This window comes from Buchnera aphidicola (Periphyllus koelreuteriae) (genome assembly GCF_039360445.1).
Taxonomy (GTDB): Bacteria; Pseudomonadota; Gammaproteobacteria; order Enterobacterales; family Enterobacteriaceae; genus Buchnera_J; species Buchnera_J aphidicola_BM.
Genome location: NZ_CP134981.1, coordinates 419,593 through 439,673, shown reverse-complemented (window position 1 = coordinate 439,673; position 20,081 = coordinate 419,593). Strand labels below are relative to the sequence as shown.

General features: G+C 16.2%; 20 protein-coding genes and 3 tRNA genes. 13 read left to right on the top strand and 10 right to left on the bottom strand.

What is annotated here, in order from left to right; all coding sequences use genetic code 11:
- Positions 1-99 precede the first annotated feature (99 nt).
- Together dapF and RJT80_RS02130 are read left to right on the top strand one after the other, a co-directional pair.
- The gene (gene dapF / locus RJT80_RS02135) at positions 100-942 is read left to right on the top strand and encodes a diaminopimelate epimerase (RefSeq protein ID WP_343187758.1); all 843 of its coding nucleotides are present in this window, start codon (positions 100-102) and stop codon (positions 940-942) included.
- A gap of 80 nt (positions 943-1,022) precedes the next feature.
- The gene (locus tag RJT80_RS02130; protein ID WP_343187757.1) at positions 1,023-2,261 is read left to right on the top strand and encodes an MFS transporter; all 1,239 of its coding nucleotides are present in this window, start codon (positions 1,023-1,025) and stop codon (positions 2,259-2,261) included.
- A 13-nt stretch (positions 2,262-2,274) separates the two neighbouring features.
- On the opposite strand, the gene RJT80_RS02125 is transcribed toward RJT80_RS02130, so the two are convergent.
- A complete protein-coding gene (locus RJT80_RS02125) occupies positions 2,275-2,946 on the bottom strand; it encodes a class I SAM-dependent methyltransferase (protein WP_343187756.1) in 672 nt (223 codons plus the stop codon).
- Positions 2,947-3,228: 282 nt separating this feature from the next.
- Here RJT80_RS02125 and RJT80_RS02120 point away from each other — a divergent pair, with 282 nt between their 5' ends.
- Positions 3,229-4,275: a hypothetical protein gene (locus tag RJT80_RS02120; protein ID WP_343187755.1), complete on the top strand. Its 1,047-nt coding sequence runs from the start codon at positions 3,229-3,231 to the stop codon at positions 4,273-4,275.
- Between the two features lie 123 nt (positions 4,276-4,398).
- Here RJT80_RS02120 and RJT80_RS02115 read toward each other — a convergent pair whose 3' ends face one another.
- The 3 genes from RJT80_RS02115 to hslV form a co-directional block, all read right to left on the bottom strand.
- The gene (locus RJT80_RS02115) at positions 4,399-5,148 is read right to left on the bottom strand and encodes a ferredoxin--NADP reductase (RefSeq protein WP_343187754.1); all 750 of its coding nucleotides are present in this window, start codon (positions 5,146-5,148) and stop codon (positions 4,399-4,401) included.
- 253 nt (positions 5,149-5,401) lie between these two features.
- The gene (gene hslU, locus RJT80_RS02110; RefSeq protein WP_343187753.1) at positions 5,402-6,733 is read right to left on the bottom strand and encodes an HslU--HslV peptidase ATPase subunit; all 1,332 of its coding nucleotides are present in this window, start codon (positions 6,731-6,733) and stop codon (positions 5,402-5,404) included.
- A gap of 14 nt (positions 6,734-6,747) precedes the next feature.
- Positions 6,748-7,278, bottom strand: coding sequence for an ATP-dependent protease subunit HslV (gene hslV / locus RJT80_RS02105; protein ID WP_343187752.1), 531 nt, complete (start codon positions 7,276-7,278; stop codon positions 6,748-6,750).
- A gap of 204 nt (positions 7,279-7,482) precedes the next feature.
- Here hslV and rpmE point away from each other — a divergent pair, with 204 nt between their 5' ends.
- The gene (gene rpmE / locus RJT80_RS02100) at positions 7,483-7,683 is read left to right on the top strand and encodes a 50S ribosomal protein L31 (protein ID WP_343187751.1); all 201 of its coding nucleotides are present in this window, start codon (positions 7,483-7,485) and stop codon (positions 7,681-7,683) included.
- 204 nt (positions 7,684-7,887) lie between these two features.
- Here the strand turns inward: rpmE and RJT80_RS02095 are convergent.
- Together RJT80_RS02095 and orn are read right to left on the bottom strand one after the other, a co-directional pair.
- Positions 7,888-7,960, bottom strand: a tRNA-Gly gene (locus RJT80_RS02095).
- A 103-nt stretch (positions 7,961-8,063) separates the two neighbouring features.
- On the bottom strand, positions 8,064-8,615 hold the full coding sequence (gene orn / locus RJT80_RS02090; protein ID WP_343187750.1) for an oligoribonuclease: 552 nt from the start codon (positions 8,613-8,615) through the stop codon (positions 8,064-8,066).
- 184 nt (positions 8,616-8,799) lie between these two features.
- On the opposite strand from orn, the gene pgi reads away from it, so the two are divergent.
- From pgi to dut, 7 genes are all read left to right on the top strand, one after another.
- Positions 8,800-10,455: a glucose-6-phosphate isomerase gene (pgi, locus tag RJT80_RS02085; protein WP_343187961.1), complete on the top strand. Its 1,656-nt coding sequence runs from the start codon at positions 8,800-8,802 to the stop codon at positions 10,453-10,455.
- Positions 10,456-10,512: 57 nt separating this feature from the next.
- On the top strand, positions 10,513-11,454 hold the full coding sequence (miaA, locus tag RJT80_RS02080) for a tRNA (adenosine(37)-N6)-dimethylallyltransferase MiaA (protein ID WP_343187749.1): 942 nt from the start codon (positions 10,513-10,515) through the stop codon (positions 11,452-11,454).
- A gap of 1,142 nt (positions 11,455-12,596) precedes the next feature.
- Entirely contained in the window at positions 12,597-14,186 is a 1,590-nt protein-coding gene (locus RJT80_RS02075; RefSeq protein WP_343187960.1) for a ribonuclease R family protein, read from the top strand.
- Positions 14,187-14,415: 229 nt separating this feature from the next.
- Positions 14,416-14,787: a 30S ribosomal protein S6 gene (gene rpsF / locus RJT80_RS02070; RefSeq protein WP_343187748.1), complete on the top strand. Its 372-nt coding sequence runs from the start codon at positions 14,416-14,418 to the stop codon at positions 14,785-14,787.
- A gap of 82 nt (positions 14,788-14,869) precedes the next feature.
- Entirely contained in the window at positions 14,870-15,097 is a 228-nt protein-coding gene (gene rpsR / locus RJT80_RS02065; protein WP_343187747.1) for a 30S ribosomal protein S18, read from the top strand.
- A gap of 71 nt (positions 15,098-15,168) precedes the next feature.
- Complete coding sequence (gene rplI, locus RJT80_RS02060) at positions 15,169-15,624, top strand: 50S ribosomal protein L9 (RefSeq protein WP_343187746.1); 456 nt, start codon at positions 15,169-15,171, stop codon at positions 15,622-15,624.
- Between the two features lie 83 nt (positions 15,625-15,707).
- Positions 15,708-16,160, top strand: coding sequence for a dUTP diphosphatase (dut, locus tag RJT80_RS02055; protein WP_343187745.1), 453 nt, complete (start codon positions 15,708-15,710; stop codon positions 16,158-16,160).
- A gap of 2 nt (positions 16,161-16,162) precedes the next feature.
- Here dut and pyrE read toward each other — a convergent pair whose 3' ends face one another.
- Both pyrE and RJT80_RS02045 read right to left on the bottom strand, forming a co-directional pair.
- A complete protein-coding gene (pyrE, locus tag RJT80_RS02050) occupies positions 16,163-16,810 on the bottom strand; it encodes an orotate phosphoribosyltransferase (RefSeq protein ID WP_343187744.1) in 648 nt (215 codons plus the stop codon).
- A gap of 81 nt (positions 16,811-16,891) precedes the next feature.
- A tRNA-Ile gene (locus RJT80_RS02045) sits at positions 16,892-16,965 on the bottom strand.
- 148 nt (positions 16,966-17,113) lie between these two features.
- On the opposite strand from RJT80_RS02045, the gene RJT80_RS02040 reads away from it, so the two are divergent.
- Both RJT80_RS02040 and sbcB read left to right on the top strand, forming a co-directional pair.
- Positions 17,114-17,186: transfer RNA gene (locus tag RJT80_RS02040), tRNA-Asn, on the top strand.
- Positions 17,187-17,335: 149 nt separating this feature from the next.
- Complete coding sequence (gene sbcB, locus RJT80_RS02035) at positions 17,336-18,754, top strand: exodeoxyribonuclease I (RefSeq protein ID WP_343187743.1); 1,419 nt, start codon at positions 17,336-17,338, stop codon at positions 18,752-18,754.
- A gap of 22 nt (positions 18,755-18,776) precedes the next feature.
- Here sbcB and RJT80_RS02030 read toward each other — a convergent pair whose 3' ends face one another.
- On the bottom strand, positions 18,777-19,016 hold the full coding sequence (locus RJT80_RS02030; protein ID WP_343187742.1) for an oxidative damage protection protein: 240 nt from the start codon (positions 19,014-19,016) through the stop codon (positions 18,777-18,779).
- Between the two features lie 16 nt (positions 19,017-19,032).
- Positions 19,033-20,067, bottom strand: coding sequence for an A/G-specific adenine glycosylase (mutY, locus tag RJT80_RS02025; protein ID WP_343187741.1), 1,035 nt, complete (start codon positions 20,065-20,067; stop codon positions 19,033-19,035).
- Between the last annotated feature and the right edge of the window lie 14 nt (positions 20,068-20,081).

Here is a 20,081-nt window from a genome sequence, read left to right as displayed (position 1 = left end):
AAAATTTTAATTAATATTAATGTATTTTTAAAAAATATTATTTTAAATTAGAAATTATATATTAAATATTTTTTTAAAATAAGTGATTTTATTTATAATATGAAAAAAAACACACGTAGATTAAATTTTTCTAAAATGCATGGTTTAAAAAATGATTTTATGGTTGTTGAAACATTAACTCAAGATTTTTTTTTTACTAAACAAATTATAAAAAATTTTTCTAATAGATATACCGGTATTGGTTTTGATCAATTATTAATTATTGAGCCTCCTATAATAAAAAATACAGATTTTAATTATCGTATTTTTAATTCTAATGGAATAGAAGTTGAACAATGTGGAAATGGAGCAAGGTGTTTTGCTAAATTTGTATATGATAAAAATTTTATTAAAAAAAAAAAAATTATAGTAAGTACGAAAAATAGAATATTAATTTTAAAAATAAAAAATAAAAATATATCAGTAAATATAGGTTCTCCTCAATTTCAACCAAAAAAAATTCCTTTTTTAAGTAATAAAAAAAAAAATTTTTATACTATATATATGAATTCAAAAAAAATTTTTTTTGGAGTAGTATCTGTGGGAAATCCTCATTGTGTTTTATTTGTAAAAGATATTAATAATGTTTCTGTTAAAAAAATTGGTTCTTTTTTAGAAAATAATTCAATATTTCCAGAAAAAACAAATGTTGGATTTGTTCAAATATTAAATAAAAATGAAATATTACTTAGAGTTTTTGAAAGAGGAGTTGGTGAAACTAAATCATGTGGAAGTGGAGCTTGTGCTGCTGTAATAATTGGAATTAAAAATAATAAATTATCTAATTCTGTGAAAGTTCATTTAAAAGGAGGAAATATGTTAATTAAATTTGATTCTAAAAAAAATAATATTTACATGATAGGTACAGCAAAACATATATATGATGGATATATTAATTACTAATATTATTTAATAATATATTTATTTTTAAAAAATTAATTAATATATTATTGAAAATAAAAAAAAAACTAAAGGTATATTTTATGTTAATAAAAAAAAAAATAAAAAATAAGAATATAAAAAATTTATACTCTAACAATTGCATAAAATATAAGACAAAAAATTTTTATAAAGTTATTATATCTTTATTTTTAGTTGGATTTTCTACTTTTTCTATTCTTTATTCTATACAACCAATTTTACCAATTTTTTCAAAGAAATTTTTTTTAACTCCATCTCAAAGTAGTTTAGCTTTATCTATATCTACTATTTCAATGGCAGTTGGAATTTTATTTATGAGTCCTATTTCTCATATTTATGGTAGAAGAAAAATTATATCTTGTTCATTATTTTGTTCATCAATTTTTACAATTATATGTTCTTTTTCTCACACTTGGTTAGAAATAGTATTTATGAGAGCGTGTATTGGTTTTACTTTGAGTGGGGTGACATCTGTTGCTATTCTTTATTTAAGTGAAGAAATGGATGTAAAAATTTTACCTTTTTGTATTGGTTTATATATTAGTGGAAATACTATTGGTGGATTTATTGGAAGATTATTTAGTAATATTATTGTTCGTTTTTTTTCTTGGCGTTTGGTTTTTTTTATTATAGGATGTTCATCTTTATTTTTTTCTATCGTTTCTTTTATAAATTTACCTCAATCTAAAAATTTTAAATCATCGTCTTTAAATTTTAAATGTATTGTAAGGAATTTTTTATTACCTTTTAAAATAAAAATTTGTAGAATCTTATTTATATCTGGTTTTTTATTTATGGGTTGTTTTGTTTCATTATTTAATTATATAAGTTATAGATTAATTATGAAACCATTTTTATTAAATCAAATATCTATTTCATTTTTATCTATTATATATTTAATTGGTGTATATATTTCTCCAAAATCAAGTATTTTATATACGAAATATGGAAGAAAAAGTATATTAATTTGTGCATTATATATTATGATTTTTGGTATTTTTCTTACATTTTTTAATAAATTAATTTTAATATTGTTAGGTTTAATTTGTTTTACTATTGGTTTTTTTATTGCTCATTCTACTGCAAGTAGTTGGATTAGTCTTTTAACAAAAAAATATAAATTAGAAATTTCTTCATTATATTTTTTTTTTTATTATTTAGGATCTAGTTTATTTGGAAGTTTTATTGGAATATTTTGGTTTTATTGGGGTTGGAATGGAGTGTTTTTTATTTTAAATTTTATTCTTTTTTCAAGTTTATATATTATATTTAATATATCAAATAAATTAATTCAAATTTAATTAAATTAATTTATTATTTATAATAAATATCAAATCGATATTTTTTTCCATATAAAATATTATTTGGTTTTTTTTTATTTAAATATTTTTGATTTAAATATCTTTTAACAACAACTTTTTTTTTTGCTAATTTTATTGCTGGAATTAATAATTTTTTTTCATTATTTTGATTTTTTAATAATTGTCTTAATAAAAACATATCTTTTTTAGGTTGAGATTTCTTTTTATTAAACATTGGATCTATATATATTATATCTGGTATTATTATTTTTTTTTTAAAAAAATTTAAACTATCTGAATTAAATAAAATCATATTTTTTTTAATCCATTTTCCAATTTTATTATTTTTTGATGCTCTTTTTATTCCATCATTTAATAATTTATAAATAATTATATTTTTCTCTATCATATATACTTTAAATCCAAATGATGCTAATACAAACGAATCTTTTCCAAAACCAGCTGTAGAATCTATTATTGTTATATTTTTTTTATATTTTATGCGCATTGCTTTTATAATTAATTCTTTATTTTTATTATATTTTCTTCTAAAATTATATGTTCCTGATAAAAAATTAATTGATAAAAATTCTTTTTTTTTTTTTTTTAAATCTATTTTACATAATTGTAATTGATTATTTTTTTTTAATAAAAATATTTTATAATTATTATTTATAAAAATCATATTTTTTTTAAATTATTTAATTTATAATAAAATTTTTTATTATTTTTTGTTTAAAATATCATTATGATATAATAAAGTCAATAAATAATTTTTTTATTTTTTTTTAAATTTTTTTTTTAAAATAAATTATTTTAAGTAATTTTAAAAAAAATATTTTTAACAAAATTTTTTATAAGTATTTTTATTTTTTTTTATAAATTTATTTAAAATTTGTTTTATTAATATTTTTTTATATTTTAACAAAAAATTATTTTTTAAAACAAAAACATAAAGGAAGTTAATATGATATCTATTTTTAATCTAAAAAAAACAAATTATATAAATTTACAGAGTAGTTTAAAATTAAATTCAATAAAAAATAATTATAATTTAAATAAAAATTCTTTATTAAAAAAAAAATCTATAAATAATTCAAAAATAAATAATTTATTTTTAAAATATTTAAAAAAAAAAATAGAAAATAATTTTTTAAAAAGTTCTGTTGATTTTTCTATAAATAATAAAAATATAAAAAAAAAATATTACAATAATAATATTTTAAAAAATATTTCTTGTTTAAAGCAACAATTTCAAGAATTAAATAAACAATCAAAAAATATTATTTCTAAAAAAAATATTGAATTATCAAATAGTAATGTAAATAGTAACGAAAACAGTTCTAATAATGTTAATTTAATTGATTCTGAAATAGATGAAGATGATCATTGTAATCAATATTATTTAGATCATATTAAAGATAGTTTATCTGAAATGTCTGAAATAGTAGATCAAGAATCAGATAGTGATGGAGTTGATATAGATTCTAAACATATTACTTGGAAAGTTTTAACACGAGTTGCTCATTCTCAAGAAAATATTGATTTATTATCTAGTTTTCAAAAAGATTTTTATAAACTTAGAAAAACTTCTAATTTAAGTGAATATTTTGATATTGAAGATCCAACTACTTCTTTTCAATTTAATTCATTTTCATTATATAAAAATTCTAAAGAAGATATTTTAAAAAATTTAGAAAATTTTTTTCCAAATTTAGAAGATAGACAATTAATTTCTAATTATTCTAATAGTGATATTTTAATTGAAGCGCGTCGTGCTTTTTTAAGAAGAACTCCAAATATTATGAATTTTTCTCCAATTCATTCTCATATTAATTATTTAATAGATAAATTACCAGATGGAAATATTCAATTAGTTGTAGTTTATTTATCTGATTTAGCTCAAATAAAATATGATTCAAATGAATTTTATAATACTTTTGGTCTTCGAGCAAAATGTATTTTATATAAAGATAAAGCTCCAGATGTAAAATACGCATATTTTGTTAAATAAATTTTTAATTAAATATTATAAAAATTTAAATTAAATAAATTTTATATATTTTTTTTATAAATTTAAACAGAGTACATATTTTATAATTTATTTGTACTCTGTTTATAATATATTTTTTTAAAATTACCAATAATTTTCTCTTGTTATATTTCCTGGTTTTCTTCTAAGATTTTTAGTCATTTTTTTTTTATTAATTAAAATATAAAACATTTCTTTGACCATAAAAGGATTTCCGCATAACATTACATGAGAATTTTCTTTGGTCATATGAATTTTTGTTATTTTTTCAATAGTTTTATTTAAAAATAATTTGGTTATTCTTCCATATAAAAATTTTTTTATTTTTTCTCTAGTTATTGTTATTTTAATTATTAATTTTTTTTTATATTTTTTTTTAATTTTTTTTATTAAATTTAAATATTTTAAATCTGAAAAATAACGAACAGAATGAATTAAAATTATTTGTTTAAATTTTTTAATATCTTTTTTTTCTTGTAAAATAGATAAAAAAGGACCAATAGCTGTTCCTGTTGAAAACATCCATAAATTTTTTGATGATGGAATTTCTTTTAAAGTAAAAAATCCAAAAGAATTTTTTGAAATAAAAATTTTATCATTTTTTTTTAAAAGTATAATTTCTTTACTCATTTTTCCTTTTTTTACAAGAGTAATATAAAATTTTATTATTTTTTTTTTTGGAGGATTTACAAACGAATAAGCTCTTTGTATTTTTTTTTGATTATTTTTTTTAATTAAAATTTTAGAAAATTGACCAGCAATAAATTTATTTATTTTTGCTTTTAATAAAATTTTTAATAAATTTTTTTTCCAATATATAATTTTTTTAATTTTTGCTTCAACCCATTTGGTCATATATATCCTTATTAAAAAAATATTTTATAAATTTTTAATTATTTATTTATTTATTTTTTTTTATTATTAATTATTATTAAATTATTGATTTTTTAATAAATAAATTATATTTTTAATTTGTTTTTTTAAATAATATGTATTTAAAAAAAATTTTTTAAATATTAATATATAATTTTATTTATATATTAATATTATTAAAATAGTTATAAAATATATTTTTTTAATTTTTATTTGAATATATTTTTTAAATAAATTATAATATGAATTTATTTAAATCTTCTTTAGATATTAATTTATTTAAATGTTTTTTTACATAATTTGAATTAATACAAATATTTTTTCCAATATTTTCATTAGAATTAAAAGAAATATCTTCCATTAATTTTTCTAAAATAGTATATAATCTTCTTGCTCCAATATTTTCCATATTTTCATTTATTTTCCAAGATATTTCAGCTATTTTTCTTATTCCTTTTTTTGTAAAATTTATTTTAATATTTTCAGTGTTCATTAATGCTTTGTATTGCATAGTTATTGAAGCTTTTGGTTCAGTTAAAATTTTTTCAAAATCATCTATAGTTAATGCTTTTAATTCAACTCGAATAGGTAATCTTCCTTGTAATTCTGGAATTAAATCTGAAGGAGATGATATTTGAAAAGCTCCAGATGTAATAAATAAAATATGATCAGTTTTAACTGTTCCGTGTTTCGTAGACACTGTGCATCCTTCTACTAGTGGTAAAAGATCTCTTTGAACTCCTTCTCTTGATACATCAGGTCCAGATGAATTATTTCCTTTACAAATTTTATCTATTTCATCAATAAAAACTATTCCATTTTGTTCTACTGCATTAATTGCTTCTTTTTTTAATTTTTCAGGATTAACTAATTTTGATGCTTCTTCTTCTATTAATATAGTCATTGCTTCTTTTATTTTTAATTTTCTAATTTTTTTTTTTGGTCCACCTAAATTTTGAAATAATGATTGTAGTTGATTAGTTAATTCTTCCATTCCTGGAGGTGCCATAATTTCTATTCCCATTGGTGATCCAAGAATATTAATTTCAATTTCTTTTTCATCTAGTTTTCCTTCTCTTAAATCTTTTTTAAATTTATTTATTATTTTTAATGATCGTTCATTATTTTTATCTTTTTCTAATTTTTTTTTTATTCCAGGAATTAAAACATCTAAAATTCTTTCTTCAGCTAATTTTTTAACTTTTTTTTTATTATTTTTAATATTTTGTATTCTAATCATTTTTATTGAAATGTCTGTTAAATCTCTTATAATCGAATCTACTTCTTTCCCAACATATCCTACTTCAGTAAATTTTGTAGCTTCAACTTTAATAAATGGAGCGTTTGATAATTTTGCTAATCTTTTAGCAATTTCAGTTTTTCCAATTCCAGTTGGTCCAATCATAAGAATATTTTTAGGGGTAATTTCATTTTTTAAATTATTGTTTACTTGCATTCTTCTCCATCTATTTCTTAAAGCTATTGCTACTGCTTTTTTTGCTTCTTTTTGACCAATAATAAATTTATTCAATTCTTTAACTATTTTTTTAGGAGTCATGTCAGGCATTATTTTTTTGTTCCTTAATTTTTTATTGACAGTTTTTTTATAGTAAAAGAGTGATTTGTATATATACAAATATTTGCAGCAATTGTTAATGATTTTTTAACAATATTTAATACTTTAAGATTTGTATTATTTAATAATGCATAAGCAGAAGCTTGAGCATAGCACCCACCTGATCCTATAGCAATGATATTATTTTCAGGTTCAATAACATCTCCATTTCCTGTAACGATTAAAGAATTTTTTTTATCTGCAACCGCTAATAATGCTTCAAGTTTTCTTAAAATTCTATTATTTCTCCAATCTTTTGCTAATTCTATAGCTGCTCTTTTTAGTTGTCCTTGATATATAGATAGTTTTTTTTCAAATAATTCAAATAAAGTAAATGCATCAGATGTGCTTCCTGCAAATCCTGCAAGGACTTTTTTTTTATATAATGTTCTTACTTTTTTAACATTACTTTTCATAATAGTATGACCTAATGTAGCCTGTCCATCTCCACCCATTACTACTGTATTTTTATTTCTTATACTTAATATAGTTGTCATTTTTTATCTTTTTTATTTTTAATAAAAATTTTTATAAGTTTTATTTATTTTATAATAATATAGAATTTTTTTAATGTTTAATAAAATTTTTTAAATAATCATATTATATTGTTTTTTTTATTTTTATATATTAAAAAATAAATATTTATTTTTTTTATTTAATATATTATATTAATTAATATTTATTAATTAATAAGAATTATTATGAAGAAAAAAATTCATCCTAAATATTTTTCTCAATATGCAATATGTTCTTGTGGTAACAAAATTAATTTTTTTAGTACATTATCTAAAAATATTAATTTAGATATATGTTCAAAATGCCATCCTTTTTATACTGGAAAACAAAGAATAGTTGATACTGGAGGGAGGGTTGAATTATTTAATAAAAGATTTAATTTTTAAAAAAAAATAATTTCATATAAAAAAATAATAAGAAAAATATAAAAAAATTTTTATATATATATATATATATATTTTTNTTTTTCTTTTTTTTTTATTATGTTATTTTATTTTTTTTTATTATATATTTAAAAAATATTCTTTAGAAAAATAATTTAAATATATTTTATTTAAAGTAAAAAATTTACATTTTTTTTAAAAAATATGAGCGGAAAACGAGTCTCGAACTCGTGACCTTAACCTTGGCAAGGTTACGCTCTACCAACTGAGCTATTTCCGCATTTTTTTATTTAATTTTAATAAATATATTTTAATTTAATATTAATATTATATGACATAAATAATATTTTCAAGTTTTCTTTAAAAATATTTTTAAAATCAATTTATATATTAAAAAATTTTTTTTTATAAAATAATAATTCTTCAATAGATTCTTTAATATCATATAATGCTGAATGTTTATTTTTTTTTTTAAATTTAATTGAATGTATAGGTTTCCATCTAGAATATAATTCTTGAATAGTACTAACATCTAAATTTCTATAATTTAAATATGATTCTACTTTTGGCATATATTTTTTTAAAAATTCTCTATCTTTCCAAATTGTATTTCCACATATTGGAGATTTTTTTTTTATTGTCCATTTTTTTAAAAATTGTATAATTTTTTTTTCTGCAGAAGATTCTGTATATTTACTATTTTGAACTTTTTTTATTAATCCACTATTAAAATGTGTTTTTTTATTCCAATCATTCATTTTTTGAATATGTTTTAAAGATTGATAAATACAAATTACAAAATCTTGTGTTAAAATATTTAAATTTGAATCAGTTATAATAATTGCAATTTCTAAAATTTTATTTTTTTTAGAACATAAACCAGTCATTTCTAAATCAATCCAAATTAAATTATTTTTTTTATTATTTTTTTTCATTTTATATTTAATATATTTGTTAGAAAGAATATAATTATTTAATATATTATAATATATTTATATAAAAATATTTATTTTTAAATATATATTTTTTTAATTTTAAAAAATAATTTATATAAAATTATTTTAATTATAAAAATATTTAAATATTATTTTTTGATATAAATTAAAAGAGGTTTTAATGATTAAAAATATAAATCCAACAAAAACAAAATATTGGAATAAATTAAAAAAACATTTTATTCAAATAAAAGATATTCATATTAAAGATTTTTTTAAAAAAGATTTAAATAGATTTAAAAATTTTTCTTTAAATTTCAAAAATTTAATTTTATTTGATTATTCAAAGAATAGAATTAATAAAAAAACTATATTTTATCTTATTAATTTAGCAAAAGAATGTCATTTAGAAAGCTCTATTCAATCTATGTTTAATGGTGAAAATATTAATTCAACAGAGAACCAACCAGTTTTACATACTTTATTAAGAAATTTTTATAAAAAAAATTTTTTTATTAATGGAGAAAATGTTACTTTAAAAATTCGTTCTGTATTAAATAAAATAAAGTCTATTTCTAATAAAATTATTAATAAGAAGTGGAAAGGATATACTGGTAAATACATTAAAGATATTGTAAACATTGGAATAGGAGGATCTGATTTAGGACCTTTAATGGTAACTGAATCTTTAAAACCTTATAAAAATCATTTAAATATTCATTTTATTTCAAATATTGATGGCACTCAAGTATCAGAAATTTTAAAAAAAATTAATTTAGAATCTACTATATTTTTAGTTGCTTCAAAAACATTTACAACACAAGAAACAATAACTAATGCAAAAACTGTTAGAAATTATTTTTTTAAAAATAAAAAATTTTCAAAATCTGATATTTCGAAACATTTTATTGCATTATCAACAAATAAAATTGAAGTAAAAAAATTTGGTATTCCAAAAAAAAATTTTCTTCCTTTATGGAATTGGGTTGGTGGGCGTTATTCATTATGGTCAGCTATTGGTTTGTCTATTTCATTATCTATTGGATATAAAAATTTTTTATTATTATTAAAAGGAGCTCGTGCTATGGATAAGCATTTTATAAATTCACCATTAGAAAAAAATATTCCTGTTATTTTAGGTCTTTTAAGTATATGGTATAGTAATTTTTTTAATTCAGAAACTGAAACAATTTTAGTATATGATCAATATATGCATAAATTTTCTGATTATTTACAACAATTAAATATGGAATCAAATGGAAAACAAATTGATAGAAATAAAAATTTTGTTACTTATCAAACTGGTCCAATTGTATGGGGAGAAGTAGGAACAAATGGTCAACATTCTTTTTATCAATTAATTCATCAAGGAACTAAATTAATTCCATCAGATTTTATTATACCTATTAAAACTCATAATAATATTAATAATCATCATATTAAATTAATGTCTCATTTTTTTGCTCAAACTCAAGCTTTAGCTTTTGGAAAATCTTTAAAAGATTTAAAAATAGATAATTTAAAAAAAATAAATAAAAAACATGAAAATAAAATTAATGATAATTTAATTTATAAAGTATGTTTAGGAAATCAACCAACAAATTCTATTTTAATAAATAAAATTACTCCATATACATTAGGTTCTTTAATTGCTTTATATGAACATAAAATATTTACTCAAGGAATTATATTAAATATATTTAGTTTTGATCAATGGGGTGTAGAATTAGGAAAAAATGTTGCAAAAAATATTTTATCTATAATAAAAAAAAATAATAAATGTACAATATATGATTCATCCACTAATGGTTTAATAAATTTTTATAAAAAAAATAAATAATTTTTTTAAAACATTTTTTTATTTTTATTTTTTAATTTAATTGTTTAATTTAAATTTATGAATAATAAAAGAAATATTGTAATTTTTTTAATGGGACCAACAGCTTCTAATAAAACTAAATTAGCTATTACATTAAGTAAATATTTACCAATTGATTTAATTAGTGTAGATTCCGGTCTTATTTATAAAGAATTAAATATTGGAACAGCTAAACCAAGTAAAACAGAATTAATTGTTTTTCCTCATAAATTAATAAATATAATTAGTATGACTCAATATTATTGTGTTCAATCTTTTAAAAAAGATGCTTTATTTGAAATAAAAAATTCTATTTCTAATAATAGAATTCCACTTTTAGTTGGTGGGACTATGTTTTACTATAATTCTTTATTTAATGGATTATCTAATTTACCATCTAGAAATGATAATATTAGAAAAATTATTTTAGAAAATTTTACAACAAAATCATCAAACAATTTATATAAACAATTAATTTCAATTGATCCAATTTCTGCATTAAAAATTCATCCAAATGATTCACAAAGAGTATTAAGAGCTTTAGAAGTTTATTATATATCTGGAAAAAAACTTAGTGATTTAATTAAATATAATAATTATAAATTTCCTTATAAAGTTTTAAAATTTATTAGTATGTTTGAAAATAAAAATAGTTTACATAAAAATATAGAATTAAGATTAATGAATATGATTAATTCTGGTTTTCAAGATGAAGTAGAAAAAATTTCATTAAATAATGGTTTTAATAAAAATATTCCTGGAATGAAATGTATTGGATATAAATATATGTATAATTATATTTTAGGAAAAATAACATATCAAGATATGTTTTTAAAAACTTTAATTTCTACTAAACAATTAGCTAAAAATCAATTAACTTGGTTAAAAAAAATAAAAAATTATTTTTTAATAAATAGTAAAAATATAAATTTTTCTGTATCTTTTATGTTAAATAAAATTAATAAATTTTTAAGAATATAATATATTAAATTTTATATAATATATTTTTTAAATTATTTTATTTATTTTTTTTTTTTTTTNAAAAATGTAATAGTTTATTTTTAATTTATTTATTAAAAAAAATAAAATATTTAAAATAAAATAATATATTTATTAATAATAGTGTTATAATATTATATTAAATAATTTTTATTTTTTAAATTATCTAATTTTATTAAATAAATTAAAAAAAAATAATGTTATAATTTATATTTTATTGGTATAATTTTTAAAGAAAATTAGAATTTTTTATATAATAAAATAATTAAAATTATAAAATAATTTTTTAATAAATAAAAAATATTTTATTTAGATAGTGAGATATCTATATATTTAGATACGTATATTTACATATTTAAATCTTGATTATTAAAAATTTTTATATAAATTTTTTTAATAATAAAATTAATAGAATTTTTAAAAAACTAAATAAATGATAGAATTGAAATATTCATTATATTTTAAAAATATAAAAATTTTATTTTATTTTATTTTTTTTTAAATATATTATATTTTTAATTAAAATTTTTAATAATATTTATAATAATTTTATAGTACATTAAAAACATATAAATAAAAAAAAATAAAAATAAAAATAAAAATAAAATTAATTGTTATTAGATTAATTTTTATAAAAGATAATAATTAATATTAATTTATTATTTTTTTAATATATTTAATAAAATTAAATATATTAGAGTATTTACAAAAAATAAAAATTTGTATAAAATATATTTATAGAATTTATAAAATAATAAAAATTATAAATTAAATAAATAAAAAGAAATAAGTTCAATTTTTTTTCTAGTATATAAAGATTTTAAATAATAAAATTTATTTGTATTATTAATTATTTATTTTAAATATTAATGAAAAATAAAAAAAATTTTTTTAAATGTTAAGAAAGTTTTATAATAAATTTAATTTCTATTAGTCCAGATTAATATTGAAAATATTGTATTAAATAAATATTTTAAAGAATTTTATATTATAAAAATTATTAAAATATAAAAATTATGTATTTTTTATAAGTTTTTTATTTTTATAATTATTTAAAAAAATATTTTTTAAAAAAAAATTTTTTAATTATTATATTAATTTTAAAAAAATAATTTTTTTATTTTATAAAAATAGTTAAATATAAAATAGGAAAAGTTAATATTAAAATATTCAAAAAAAAAATAAATTTAAATTATTTTTTAAAAAAATCTTTAAAAAAATATAAAATATCTTCTGTTTGGACTAAAGAAATAATTGATTCAGTAAATCTTATAAAATATAAAAAATATAAATTAAATAAAAATTTTAGAAAAGATTTACGGAATATTCCATTTATTACGATTGATGAAGAGGATTCATATGATTTTGACGATGCTATTTATTGTTATAGGGCTAAATGCAATGGTAATTGGAAGCTTCTAGTTGCTATTTCAGATGTTAGCTTTTATATTAAAAAAAATTCTATATTAGATAAAGAAGCTTTTAATAGAGGAAATTCAATATATTTTCCATTAAAAGTTATTCCAATGTTTCCTGAAGAATTATCTAAAAAAATATTTTCTTTATTACCATATCAAGATAGATTATGTATAATTTGCGAAATGACTCTTTCAAATGTAGGAAATTTAATTAATTATAAACATTATAATGCAATTATTAAATCTCATGCTAGATTGACTTATTCGAATGTTATACAGATGTGGAATAAAGATATTAATATATGTAAAAAGTTTAATAATATTAAACAATGTGTTAAAAATTTTTATTTTTTAAATAATATTTTAATTAAGAATAAAGAATTAAAAAAAGTTATATTTTTTAATAGTCACGAACCTCATTTTTTATTTAATTCGTTATATCAAATAAAATCAATTACTATAAAAAAAAGAAATGCAGCTCATAATTTAATTGAATTTTGTATGATTTTAGCTAATAAATCTTCTGCTTTATTTATTCAAAATAATAAATATTTTTCTTTATTTAGAAATCATTTATATCCAACAAATGATAAAATTAAATATTTTAGAAATTTTTTAAAAAAATTTAATTTAAGATTATTAGGTGGAAAAAATCCTATTATAAGAGATTATTTTAATTTATGTAATAAATTAATTAGTCATCCATCAAAAGAAATTATAGAGTTAGAATTATTAAAATCAACAAAAAAAGCTTTTTATAGTGAAAAAAATTTAGGTCATTTTGGTTTAGCAGAGAAATTTTATACTCATTTCACATCTCCAATACGTCGTTATTCTGATTTAATCATTCATAGAATAATTAAATTTATATTATATAAAAAATTTAAAAATTCAGATATTAAAAAAAATAATAAAAAAAAATATTTATATAATTTAAAAGATATAAAAAAAATTTCTAAACAATGTACTTTTACTGAAAAAAAATCAGATAAAGCTTATAAATTTGTTGTTTATTCTTTAAAATTTCAATTTTTAAAAAAAAAAATAGGTTTAGAATGTAAAGGTGTTATTTCAAATATAAAAGAATTTGGATTTTTTGTAAAAATAGATAATTTTTTTTTAAATGGTTTAGTTCATGTTTCAATGTTAAAAGATGATTATTATTTTTATAATAAAAAAAAAAATATTTTAAAAGGTAAACGTTTAAAAAAAATTTTTTCTATCGGTGATGTTGTAAAAGTAAAAATTGTTTCTGTAAAAATAAAAAATAAAATTATTCATTTATCATTAATTTAAATATAAATATTTAATAAAAAATTTATATTTTTAATTTCTATAAGTTTCTTATGTTATTATATAATTTAAAATAAAATTTTATTATTATAATAATTATTATTTTTTTTATTTAATTTTTAAAAATTTTATATTAAATTTATTATTATTAATTTTTTAAATAAACATTGTTTAATAATATAAATTTTATATAAAATAGATAATAAATTTTTTTATAAGGAGTTTTTTAAAAGTGCGTCATTATGAAATTGTATTTATGATACATCCTGATAAAAGTGAATATTCTAATGAAATTATATTACGTTATAAAAAATTAATTTTTGATTTATCTGGTAAAATTCATCGTTTAGAAGATTGGGGTAGAAGACAATTATCGTATTCAATTAATAAATTAAATAAAGCTCATTATGTTTTAATGAATATAGAAATTTCTGAAAATCATATAAAAAATATAGAAAATTCATTTAAATTTGATGATTCTATTATAAGAAATATAATTTTTTGTTCAAAAAAAATTATTATTGAAAAATCACCAATATTAAAAGAGAAAATTAATAGTCAAGATAAAAAAACAGAAGTTGTTATAAAAAAAATAAATATATAAAAATTTTTTATTAATTTTATTAATATTAATGAAAAAATATAATTTTTTTTAAAAAATTAATACAAATAGGAAAAATTAAAATATGTCTCGTTATTTTCGACGTAGAAAATTTTGTAGATTTACAGCAGAAGGTATTAAATATATTGATTATAAAGATCTTTCTATTTTAAAAAGTTATATTACAGAAAGTGGGAAAATTGTTCCTAGCAGAATAACTGGAACAAAATCAAAATATCAACGTCAATTATCAAAAGCAATAAAACGAGCTAGATATCTTGCTTTGCTTCCATATACTGATAATCATAAATAAAATAAAAATAAAAAAATATAATTATTATTTTAAAATAAATATTTATATTTAATATTTATAAAAGGAGATTTATGAAAGTTATATTATTGATTTCTTTTAAAAAATTGGGAAATATTGGAGATGTTATTCAAGTTAAACCAGGTTATGCAAGAAATTTTTTATTTCCTAAAGATATTGCGATACCTGCAATTAAAAAAAATATAGAATATTTTGAAAATCGTAAAAAAATTTTAAAAGAAAAATTATTAAATAAATTAAAAAAAGCACATACTAGAATTAAATTAATTAAAAAAATAAAAAAAATTGTTATTTTCTCTAAATCTGGAAGCACAGGAAAATTATTTGGTTCTATTAATTCACGTGATATTTCAAGAAAATTATATGAGTTAGGAATAAAAGTAAAAAAATCTGAAATAAAATTAAAAAATGGATTAATACGTTCTCTTGGTGAATATAAAGTTTTATTTCAACCTCATAAAGATGTTAGTACTAATATTAACGTTATTGTTTCTTCTCAAGAGAAATAAAATTTTTATATTTATTTAAAATTTTATTTATATTAAATAAATATTAAAATAATTCTTTTAATAATTAAAATAAAAATTTATAAATGAAAATTGATATTAAAATATTAAATTCAGATTTAAAAAAAAAATTTATTCCAAAATATGAAACTAAAGGTTCTGCTGGATTAGATTTACGAGCATGTATTATAAAGAAAAAATCTTTAAAATGCAATGAATCATATTTATTTCCTACTGGTATTTCTATATATATTAAAAATTCTTCTATATCTGGTGTTATTATTCCTCGCTCTGGTTTAGGTCATAAAAATGGAATTATATTAGGAAATTCTATTGGTTTAATTGATTCAGATTATCAAGGAGAAATTATGGTTTCGTTATGGAATAGAAGTAAAAAGTTATATATAATTCGTCCATATGAAAGAATTGCTCAAATTGTTTTTATTCCAATTAAAAAAGTTAAATTTAATTTAGTAAAAAATTTTTTCAATAAAAGTGATAGAGGAACAAAAGGTTTTGGTCATACAGGAAAAAAATAAATTTATTTTAAAATATATTTGTTTCTATATTTTAATAAAATTTTTAAATTTTTTTTCATGATATTTTTATTTTTTAAATATTTAATAATATCATTAATATTTATTATTGATGATATTGAACATAAATATTTTTCTTTAATTTCTTTTTTTGCTGAAATATTTTTTTTTCCAAATTCATTTCTATTTAATGCTACTAATATATTAGATATTTTTGATTTTTTATTATTATTAATTATTTTAATTATATTTTTTATCGATTGTCCAGATGTTAAAACATCATCAAGAATAATTATTTTTCCTTGAATATTTTCTCCAACAATTTGTCCTTTTTCTCCATATTTTTTTATTTCTTTTCTATTAAATGAGTATGAAACATTTATATTAAAATAATTTTTTAAAGCTATAACAGTAGATATTAATATTGGAATTCCTTTATAAGCTATACCAAATAATAAATCAAATTTTTTATTCATACTAATTAATTTATGCGCATAAAATTTTCCTAATTTATCAAGATCTTTTCCTTTTGAAAATAAAGATATATTAAAAAAATAAGGACTTATTCGTCCTGATTTTAATATAAATTTTCCAAAAATTAAAATTTTTTTTTTTATAATAAATTCAATAAATTTTGTTTTCCATTTTTTCATAATAAACTTATATATTTTAAAAATTGAATAGTTTTTATATTATTTTTATAAATAAAAAAATAATATATATTTTTTTTCATTTGGCCCTTGCTGGATTTGAACCAGCGACCAAGCGATTATGAGTCGCCTGCTCTGACCAACTGAGCTAAAGGGCCTTAAAAAAATTATATTAAAAATTTAATTATAAAATAAATTATAATAGAATTATTAATAATAATCTAGTAATCTTTTGAAAAAATTTTTTAATATTTAAATTTAAATAAATATCTTTTTTTTTTTTTAAAATATGTTATAATTTAATTTTCCTCTGTAGTTCAGTTGGTAGAACGGCGGACTGTTAATCCGTATGTCACTGGTTCGATCCCAGTCGGAGGAGTTTTTAAAAAATTATTTTTATTAAAAAATTACATATTTTTTTATATTTTTATTTTTTAATTTATTATAAAATTTTTTATTATTTTTTTTTATTTTAATTTAAATTAAAATAAAATATTATATAATATATTTTTTAATAAACAATAAATTATGAAAAATACATTTCCATTTAATTTTTTATTTTATGATTATGAAACTTTTGGAACAAATCCGATCTTAGATAAACCATCTCAATTTGCTTGTATTAGAACTGATTTTAATTTTAATATTATCAATAAACCAATTATATTATATTGTTATCCTCCAATAGATTATTTACCTAATCCAGAATCTGTTTTAATAACATCTATTACTCCTCAATATACTAGAAAATATGGATTAAATGAATCAAATTTTTCAAAAAAAATTTATAATATTTTAAATTTACCAAATACTTGTATTATTGGATACAATAATATTGCTTTTGATGATGAAATTACTAGAAATATTTTTTATAGAAATTTTTTTGATTCATATGAATGGAGTTGGAAAAATAATAATACTAGATGGGATGTTTTAAGTTTAGTAAGAGCATTTTATTCTTTACGTCCTAAAGGAATAAATTGGAACAACAGTAATTTACATCCTATATCTTTAAAATTATCTAATTTAACTAAATTAAATAATATTGATCATTATAAATCTCATGATGCTTTGTCTGATGTTTATTCAACACTAAATTTGTTAAGATTATTAAAACAAACAAATATAAAATTTTTTAATTTTTTGTTTTTTATTAGAAAAAAAAAAAATATATTAAAATTAATTACAAAAAATTTTTTTGAACCTTTAATTTATATTTCTAGTTATTTTGGTTCTGAAAAAAATTATTTTGGTCGTATTCTTCCATTAATTATACATAAAAAAAATAAAAATATTTTAATTGCTTTTGATTTAGATAATGATTATTTTTTTGATGATTTTAAAAACAAAAATTTTATTGAAAATTTTAATTTAAAAAATTTATTTTCAATAGGTATTCGTTTTATTTATTTAAATAAATTTCCTGTTTTAATTCCTCTTAATGTTTTAAGAAAAAAAGATATTATTAGATTAAAATTAAATCAAAAAAGATTTTTAGAAAATCTATTTTTTTTTAAAAAATATTTTAATTTTAAAATAATAAATAAATTATCTAAAATAAAATTTAAAAAAAAAATTTATAAACATGTAGATAATAAATTATATGAAAGTTTTTTTAGTTATTTTGATAAAAAAAAAATTTATTTTTTTAGACAATTAATTAACAAAAATATTATTCAAGATGATTTTAAAATTTTTGATAATAGATTTTCTGATCTTTTGTTTTTTTTTCAAGCAAGAAATTTTGAAAATACATTAAGTAAAATTAATCAATATAGATGGAAAAAATATTTATTAAAATTTTTTAGTTCTAAAAAAATTTTTTTATATAAAGAAAAAATTTTTTCTTTAAAAAAAAAATATTATAAAGATAAAAAAAAAACATATTTGTTAAAAGAATTATTATTATATTTAAAATTCTTAATTAAAATAATTAAAAAAAAATAAAAAATAATATATTTTTAATTTTTTAAAAATTTTTTTTAAATAAAAATTTTTTCATTTTTTTTTTTATTTTTTTTTGATTAGAAAGATGCATCATATTTAATTTATTTTCATTAATTAATTTTGTTTGTTTTGTAATCCATTTTTTCCAAGCTTTTTTTGAAATATTATTATAAATTTTTTTTCCTAATTTTCCAGGATATACTTGAAATTTTAATCCATTTAATTTTTTTTTAAAAAAATAACAATATATTTTTCTTGTCATATATTTCTCTTTAATTTTAATATTTTTTATATATTTTATAAAAAATTTTTTTTATAACAGTTGGTATTCCAATTTTTTGTTGTTTGTTAAAATTAAACCATATTTTATTATTTTTTTTTTTTTTCTTTTTTTTTTTCTTTTTTTTTATTTCAATAATAATTGATTTAATATTTAAAGAATAAGTATTTAAATGATATATAATTTTTTTTAATTTTTTTGAATTTTTTAAACAAAAATTTTTTTTTTTTATCCATTTAAATAATTCTGATTTTTTATAAAATATTGGAAAATAATATAAATTATTCCAAATTTTATTTTTTTGTTTTTTTAAATAAAAAAAATTTTTATATTTTAATATTATAAACCAACATTTTTTTATTTTTTTTTTTTTTATTTTTTTTTTTATAATAACTTTATTAATATAGGTTAAGCATTTTATTTTTAATGGACAAATATTACATTTTTTTTTTTTAAAAGTACAAATTATTTTTCCTAAATCCATCATAGATTGATTAAATTTTTGAGAATTATGTATAGGATTTAAAATATTTAATTTATTCCATAATATTTTTTCTAATTTATATTTTTTAAATTTTAAATTGTAAAATCTAGTTAATACTCTTTTAACATTTCCGTCTAATATAGGAAAATTATAATTAAAAGTTAAAGATAGTATAGCTCCTGCTGTAGATTTACCAATTCCTGGTAGTTTTATTAAATTATAAAAATTTTCTGGAAAGATATTTTTATATTTATTTTTTATAATTTGAGATGTTTTATAAATATTTTTTGCTCTATTATAAAATCCTAATCCACTCCATAAAAATAAAATTTCATCTAAAGAACTATTGGATAATTTTTTTATATTTGGAAATTTTTTTATAAATTTTATAAAATAAGGAATTACTACTTCAACTTGAGTTTGTTGAAGCATAATTTCAGAAATCCAAGTTTTATATATATTTTTATTAATTTGCCATGGTAAATTTTTTCTACCATTAAAATGAAACCAATTAATTACAATTTGAGAAAAATTTAAAATATAATTCATATTTTTATTATTTT